This window comes from Lentzea sp. NPDC004782, assembly GCF_040609115.1.
In the GTDB taxonomy this organism is placed as follows: Bacteria; Actinomycetota; Actinomycetes; order Mycobacteriales; family Pseudonocardiaceae; genus Lentzea.
Window position 1 is genome coordinate 1 of the sequence record NZ_JBEXJN010000136.1, and the last position, 8,062, is coordinate 8,062.

Here is an 8,062-nt window from a genome sequence, read left to right on the forward strand (position 1 = left end):
AAGGGCGCCTTCATCGACCTCAGGTGGATGAAGGCGCCCTTCATCCACCACGACGAAGCCGGGACGAGTGCTCCGAACGCAGTCTTGACCACCAGAGCACGCATCTGGATTCTGGGAGCGCTCCCAGAAGCCTTCACGAGGACGTGATGCGCATGCAACGCCGCCGGCTCCTTCTGGTCATCACGCTCGTCGTGGCGTGCCTGCCCGGCGTGGCGTCCGCCGAACCGGACGCGACGGTCCTGGTCAACGCGCGGGCGGGGCTGGCCACCGTGCCGGACACGGGGCTCGGCGTGAACCACGCGGTCTGGGACAGCCAGCTCGGCACGAACGCGGTGTCCGACCTGCTCGGCGACGCCGGTGTGCGGATGATGCGCTACCCCGGCGGGTCGTACGGCGACATCTACCACTGGAAGGACCACACGGCGCCCGGTGGTTACGTCGCGCCGAACACGGACTTCGACACGTTCATGGCGGGCGTGCGCAGGGCGAACGCGCAGCCGATCATCATCGCGAACTACGGCACCGGAACGGCGCAGGAAGCCGCCGACTGGGTGCACTCGGCCAACGTCGTCAAGGGCTACGGCGTGAAGTACTGGGAGATCGGCAACGAGCTCTACGGCAACGGGCACTACGGCTCCAACTGGGAAGCCGACAACCACCCCGACAAGAGCCCGGCCGGTTACGCGCGGGAGACCGTCGAGTACGCCAAGGCGATGAAGGCCGCCGACCCGACGATCAAGGTCGGCGCGGTGCTCACCACGCCCGCGAACTGGCCGGACGCGATCGTCGGCACCGGTGACGCGGCGAGCTGGAACCAGACCGTGCTGTCGATCGCGGGCCCGTACGTGGACTTCGTCATCGTGCACTGGTACCCGGAGTCGGTCGCGAGCGCGGAGCAGGTGCCGGACCTGATGTACCTGCTGCGTCAGCAGATCAGCCGGTTCGCCGGGCCGGACTCGGGACGCCTCGGCATCGCCGTGACCGAGCTGAACGCGACGTACGGCCGCAACACCCAGCCCGGCGCGCTGTTCGCCGCCGAGGCCTACACCTCGTTGCTGGAGAACGGCGTCTTCAACGTCGACTGGTGGAACGTCCACAACGGACCCGGCAAGGCGTCCACCGTGGCCGGTCAGCCCGACTACGACGACTTCGGCCTGCTCTCCAGCGCCGGATGCCTGTCCGACGGCGTCTGCGAACCGCCGTTGAACACGCCCTTCGCGCCGTACCACGCGGTGCGGATGCTGAGCCTGTTCGCGCGTCCCGGCGACCAGCTGGTCCGCGCGGGCTCCGCCTCCACGGTGCGGGCGCACGCGGCACGACGGCCCAACGGCGACCTCGCCGTGCTGCTGCTCAACACCGACCCGGACAACACGCGCACGGTCACCATCGACTACGCCGGCTACACGCCGTCCGCGGACGCGCCGACCGTGCACACGTTCACCAACGGCGCGGGCGCGATCACGACGTCGGTCGGCGGCAGCGCGCGCAGCCGGACGCTGCCGCCGTACTCGATCACCACGCTCGTTCTGCACTCGACGGCCGCGAACCACCCCGCGGCGCCGGGGCAACCGGTGCTGGGCGCGGTCACCGACCGGACCGCGACGATCACCTGGCCCGCCGTTCCCGGGGCCGTGAAGTACGAGGTGCACCGCCAGCTCGGCGCGGTCGGCGAGCAGTGGGGCGAGACGCCCGGAACGTCGTTCACCGCCGGGAACCTCAACCCCGGCAGCAGGTACACGGTCAACGTGCTGGCGCGGGACGCCGCGGGCGCGGTGTCGTGGTCCTCTCCCCCGCTGACGCTCACCACCGGCGCCCCGGCGTCGAGCACCTGCGCGGTCCGGCTGTCCGACGTGAACGACTGGAGCAGCGGGTTCGTGGGCTCGATCGACGTCACCAACACCGGTACGCAGGCCCTCGAAGGATGGACGCTCGCGTTCGACTGGCCCACGAGCCGCCAGAAGGTGAACTCCGGCTGGAACGGGACGTGGACCCAGAACGGCACCACGGTCACCGTCACCGGATCGCCCCGCGCCGAGCCGAACGCGACCGTCAGCGTCGGGTTCGTCGGCGGCTACACCGGGCCGAACATCCCACCGGGGGTCTTCACCCTGAACGGAACGCCCTGCCGCACCCAGACCGGTTGAACCACCGGAAAGTCCCGTCGACGAGGACGGAGAACCTCACCACATGAAATCGCAACCCCCACGCCTGCTCGCCGCCGCCCTGCTCACGGCGCTCACCGCGTCGATGTTCCCGGCGGCGGGCACCGCAGAGGCTGCGGAGTACGAACGCGTGCTCAACGGGAAGTTCGACAGCGGCGCCGCCGATCCCTGGTGGAGCAGCGCCGGTGTGACCAACCGGGTGACCGGTGGCGAGCTGTGCGCCGCCGTCACCGGGGGAACGACCAACCCGTGGGACGCCCTGATCGGTCAGAACGGCGTGCCGTTCGAGAGCGGTCAGTCCTACACGTTCTCGTTCGACGCGCACGCCACCACCGCGCAGACCATCGCCGCCGCGGCGGGCGAGAGCGTGAGCCCCTACCGCGGCATCGCCAAGCAGGAGTTCGCGGTCACCACGGCCAAACAGCACTTCACGTTCACGTTCACGTCCACTTTGGACTTCCCGGACGCGGGCAACGGCCAGGTCGCCTTCCAGCTGGGCGGTCAGGCCGCGGACAACACGATCTGCGTGGACAACGTCTCGCTGGTCGGCGGGGTCAAACCGCCCGGCGGCGTGACCCCCAACCCCACCAAGAAGGTCCAGGTCGACCTGGTGGCGTACGCGCCGGGCCTGCCCAAGCGCGCGACGCTGGTCTCCACCGCGACGACGCCGCAGACGTGGACGCTCAAGAACTCCGCGGGTGCGACGGTGGCCACCGGACAGACCACGCCGAAGGGTGCCGACGCGGCGTCCGGCGACTCGGTGCACCTGATCGACTTCTCGTCGTTCGACACGCCGGGCACCGGCTACACCCTGTCCGTCGGCGCGGACAGCAGCTTCCCGTTCGACATCTCCGCCGACCCGATCAAGAAGCTGCGCTACGACTCGCTGGCGTTCTTCTACCACCAGCGCAGCGGAATCCCGATCGACGCGCAGTACGTCGGCACCGAGTACGCGCGTCCCGCCGGCCACGTGAACGTCGCGCCCAACCAGGGCGACAACAACGTGCCGTGCCGCGCGGACCTCGCGTGCGGCTACACGCTGGACGTGCGCGGCGGCTGGTACGACGCGGGCGACCAGGGCAAGTACGTCGTCAACGGCGGCATCGCGGCCTGGCAGCTGCTCAACTCCTACGAGCGCGCGGTGCGCGTCGGTGACGCCTCGGCGTTCCGCGACGGCACGCTCGCCATCCCGGAGAAGGCCAACGGCGTGCCGGACCTGCTCGACGAGGCCCGGTGGGAGGTCGACTTCCTGCTGAAGATGCAGGCGCCGGACGGCATGGCGCACCACAAGGTGCACGACGCCGCCTGGACGGCCCTGCCGACCCGGCCGGAGCTGGACGACCAGCCGCGCCGGCTGTCCGCCACGAGCACCGCGGCGACGCTGAACCTGGCCGCCGTGGCGGCACAGGCGTCCCGGCTCTGGCGCGGCATCGACGCCGCGTACTCCGCGAAGCTGCTCGCGGCGGCCCGCAAGGCCTACGCGGCGGCCAAGGCGAACCCGGCCAAGCTCGCCGACCCCAACGACAACGTCGGCGGCGGCGCGTACGACGACAAGACCGTGACGGACGAGTTCTACTGGGCCGCGGCGGAGCTGTACGCGACCACCGGCGACACCGCCTACCGCGCCGACGTGACCTCCTCGCCGCACTACAAGGCGGCGAGCCTCACCAGGGCGGGCTTCTACTGGGGCGGCACGGCACCGCTCGGTGACATCACGCTCGCCCTCGTCCCGAACGGCCTGCCCGCCGCGGACGTCGCGGCGATCAAGTCCGCGTTCGCCACCGTGGCGGACCAGCACCTGACCGCCATGGCGCAGATGGGCTACGCCACGCCGTACGACAACAGCACCGACGGCTACGTCTGGGGCTCGAACTCGACGGTCCTCAACAACGCCCAGGTGCTCGCGCTGGCGTACGACTTCACCGGCACGGCCAAGTACCGCGACGGCGTGTTCGAGGCGCTGCACTACCTCCTCGGCCGCAACCCGCTGAGCACCTCGTACGTGGCGGGCTACGGCGACCAGGCCGTGCACAACGTGCACCACCGCTTCTGGGCGCACCAGAACGACGCGAGCCTGCCGACCGCACCGCCCGGCGCGTTGTCCGGTGGCCCGAACAGCGGCCTGCAGGACCCGGTGACGCAGCGGTTGCTCGTCGGCTGCCCGCAGCAGAAGTGCTGGGTGGACGACATCGGCGCCTACTCGGTCAACGAGGTGGCGGTGAACTGGAACTCCGCGCTGGCCTGGGTTTCGGGCTGGGCGGCGGAGAAGTCCGGCAAGTCCACCCCGGCGTCGGACTGCGCGGTCGGTTACGACGCCAACAAGTGGCAGGGCGGGCTGTCGGCGCACGTGACGCTCACCAACACCGGCACCACCGCGTGGACGTCGTGGAAGCTCGGGTTCGCGTTCCCCGGCACCCAGCGCATCACCACGGGCTGGTCGGCGAACTGGAGCCAGAACGGCAAGGACGTGACGGCGACCAACCTGCCGTGGAACGGCACGGTCGAGCCCGGCAAGTCCGTCTACCTCGGATTCAACGCCTCCGGTGGCGGGGCTGATCCGAGCGCGTTCACGATCAACGGGAAGGCCTGCAAGACCGGCTGACCGAGGTGGTGGGTGTCTGACCGCACAGACACCCACCATCTCACCCCGCCGTCAACCTCTCCCGCACCACCGCCGCCTCCGGCATGCCCAGCTCGTCGAAGATGACCAGGGCCTCCGCCCACAGGCGCTGTGCCTCGGCGGCGTCACCGGTGCGCTCCCGCACGGCCGCCATCCCGTCCAGCGACCGGGCCTCCTGCTCGCGGTCGGAGATCTCCCGCGCCTGCCCCAGCGCCCGCTCGTGGCACACCAGCGCTTCGGCCACCCGGCCGGACGCGCGGGCCGCGCGGCCACGTCCGTTCAACGCCGCGCACTCCAGCTGCCGGTCGCCGAGCTTCGCGGCGAGCGCCTCGGCCTGCTGGTGCAGATCGGCCGCCTCGCGGTGACGTCCCATCCGTTCGTGGGCGGTGCCGAGGTCGATGAGCACCTCCGTCTCGCCGACGGGGTCACCGATCTCGCGGAACACCGTGATCGCCTGCCGGTGGTGTTCCAGTGCTTCGGCGTGGCGGCCCCACCGCGAGCAGATCCGGCCGAGTTCGGTGTGCGCCACCGACTCGGCCGCGCGATCGCCCACCTCGTGCAGGATGCGCAGCGCCTGCTGGTGGTGTTCGTGGGCCTCGTCGAGCCGGCCCTGGCTCTGCAGCGCGCTGCCGAGGTCGTTGAGGATGCGGCCCTGCCCCACCCGCTTGCCGATCTCCGCGTAGATCTCGGCCGCCTGCCGGTAGCACTCGACGGCCTCGTCGCGCCGGCCGAGGCTGTGCTGCACCTGTCCGATGCTGGCCAGTGCAACGGCTTCCTGGCCGCGGTCGCCCGTCTTCCGGCCCAGCGCCAGCGCCTGGCCGTAGCTGGCGAGAGCGTCGTGGTAGCGGCGCAGCCGACTTTCGTGGTGGCCCAGCTCCTGCAACGTCCTGGCTTCCCCCGGCAGGTCACCGAGCCGCCGGAACAGCCGCAGCGCCCGGACGTAGTGCTCCTCGGCCTCGCTGTAGGCGCCGGAACGGGCGTGGGCCCGCCCGAGCTCCAGCAGGGCGCGGGCCTGGTCGCCGAGGTCCTCCGCCTCCGCGAGTGCGCGCTGGTGCACCGAGAACGCGTCGGTGTTGTGGTAGCCGACGGTCAGGTGGCCCGCGATCGCCTGGGCGAGCCTGACGGCGTGCTCACCGGACGCCGTGCGCGTGATCGCGACGAGGGTGGCCCGTTCGGTGTCCAGCCAGGTCTTCGCGGCGGCGGCCGTGAGCGGGGAACCGGCGCCGTCACTCCGCTTCACGTCCGGGTAAAGAACCTCCGTGGCCTCCAGGGCACCGTTGAGGTAGTGCTCGTGGAGGTTCTTCAACGCGGCCTGGCGGTCGGACTCGGTGAGCCGCTGCTCGGCGCGTTCCCGGGCGAAGACGCGCAGGAGGTCGTGCATGGTCCAGCGGCCCGTGTCCGACCGCTCGACGAGATGGGCGCCGTGCAGGACGTCGAGCAACGACCGGGCGTCCGCGCCGGCGAGCGCGGAGACGGCGGCGGTGTCGGTGTCGCGGCCGGGATGCAGGCCCAGCAACCAGAACAACCGGTTCGCCGGCGGCGGCAGGTGTCGTTCGGACCAGGAGAACACCGCGCGCACGGCCGTGTCGGCGTCGGCACCGGCCTCCAGGCTGTCCAGCCTCCTGCGCTCGTCGGCCAGGTCGTCAAGACCGACGCGGCCGCGGCGAGCGACGAGCTCCGCCGCGATGCGCAGCGCCAGCGGAAGCCGGGCGCACTGCTCCGCGAGGCCGTCGAGCTCCGCCGGGGTGGCCACCCGGTCGCCGATCAGCAGGCGCAGCAGGGCGACCGCCTCCGCGTGACCGAGCACGTCCAGCCCGACGCGGCCGGCCCCGTCGCGCGCCACCAGCCCGACGAGGTCGTCGCGGCTCGTGACCACGACCGTGCTGCCCGGCTCGGCCGGCAGCAGCGGACGGACGTGCGCGGCATCCCGCGCGTTGTCCAGCACCACGAGGATCCGCCTGCCCGCGGTCAGGCTGCGGAAGAGCGCGACCTGGGCCTGCGCGGAATCGGGGATCTGGTCGGCGCCGGCACCGAGAGCGGTCAGGAACCCGTGCAGCGCCTCCTCCGGCGGCAGCGCGCCCGCGGGGTCGAAGCCGCGCAGGTTGACGTAGAGCTGCCCGTCGGGGAACCGGTCGGCGACGTGATGGGCCCAGCGCACGGCCAGCGCCGTCTTGCCCACGCCCGCCGTGCCGCAGACCGCGACCACGGCGACCGTGCCTTCTCTCGCGGCGGCGACGGCGTCCAGGGCCGCGAGCTCGGCCTGCCGTCCGGTGAACCCCGCCACCACGGGCGGCAGCTGCGCCGGGCGCGGAGCAGCCGCCACGGGCGCGGCCAGCAGCCGGGTGTCGTGCGCGAGGACCGCTTCCTGGATGCCCGTCAGCACCGGTGACGGTTCCACGCCGGCGTGCTCGACGAGCCCGCGCCGGGCCCGCTGGAACGCCTCCAGGGCGTCGGACTGGCGGCCCGCGCGGTACAGGGCCGTCATCAGCTGTCCCCACAGCCGTTCGTTGCCCGGATGCGCGGCGGTGAGGTCCGTCAGCTCGGTGACCAGCTCCGCTCCCGCCCCGGCGGCCAGCTCGGCGTCGACCCGGCCCTGCACGGCGTCGAGACGCACGCCGTCGAGCCGGGTCCGCTCCGCCTCGAGCGCGGCGACACCGTCGAACTCGTGGTACGCCGTCCCCCGCCACAGCCGCAATGCGGCGGTCAACCGCTCGTGCGCGAGAGAGATGGCGCCGTCCGCCAGCGCCGCGTGCCCTTCCCTGGCGAGCCGCTGGAACCGGACCGCGTCGACGACCTCCGGTTCCAGCAGCACGTACCCCGGTGCGCGGGTGACGATCAGCTCGGCCAGCGGTCCCACGCCCCTGCGCAGCCTGGAGACGTAGGTGCGGACGGTCCGTTCCGCGTCGGACGGCGGCACCGGCCCCCACAGCTGCGACACGAACATCGCCACGCTCACCGGACGGCCCGCGTACGCCGCGAGCAGCGCGAGCATCGCCCGCAACCGCGGCCCGCCGGGATCCAGCGCGAGGCCGCCCGCCTCCACCTCGAGCGGCCCCAGCACTCCGAGCACGACGTCAGGCGCCCGCTGCCCCGCCATCCAGTCCCTGTTCCACCGCACCGAGAAAGACCCACCGGTTCGCCAGACCCCTCGCTGACGCCGGCGATCCGGTGATCGTAGCGGTGTGGTGAAACCCGTTGCGGCGCAGGCTGATCCGTCCGGTCACCGTGCTCCGGTCGGCGCAGTCGAAGCCGTCGTGCGGGGCGGGGGGGGGGGGGGCCG

At 72.1% G+C, this 8,062-nt stretch carries 4 protein-coding genes; 2 read left to right on the forward strand and 2 right to left on the reverse strand.

Annotated features, from left to right (window positions below):
- The first annotated feature begins 152 nt into the window (after positions 1-152).
- Both ABZV40_RS46030 and ABZV40_RS46035 read left to right on the forward strand, forming a co-directional pair.
- Positions 153-2,144 carry a cellulose binding domain-containing protein gene (locus ABZV40_RS46030; RefSeq protein ID WP_355456452.1) on the forward strand — a complete coding sequence of 664 codons (1,992 nt, stop codon included), beginning with the start codon at positions 153-155 and terminating at the stop codon, positions 2,142-2,144.
- A gap of 43 nt (positions 2,145-2,187) precedes the next feature.
- Positions 2,188-4,764, forward strand: coding sequence for a glycoside hydrolase family 9 protein (locus ABZV40_RS46035; protein WP_355456453.1), 2,577 nt, complete (start codon positions 2,188-2,190; stop codon positions 4,762-4,764).
- A 40-nt stretch (positions 4,765-4,804) separates the two neighbouring features.
- On the opposite strand, the gene ABZV40_RS46040 is transcribed toward ABZV40_RS46035, so the two are convergent.
- Complete coding sequence (locus tag ABZV40_RS46040; RefSeq protein WP_355456454.1) at positions 4,805-7,879, reverse strand: tetratricopeptide repeat protein; 3,075 nt, start codon at positions 7,877-7,879, stop codon at positions 4,805-4,807.
- Positions 7,857-8,062, reverse strand: a 206-nt coding sequence (locus tag ABZV40_RS46045) for a hypothetical protein (protein ID WP_355456455.1), incomplete at its 5' end; no start/stop codon positions are given. The genes ABZV40_RS46045 and ABZV40_RS46040, both read right to left, overlap by 23 nt.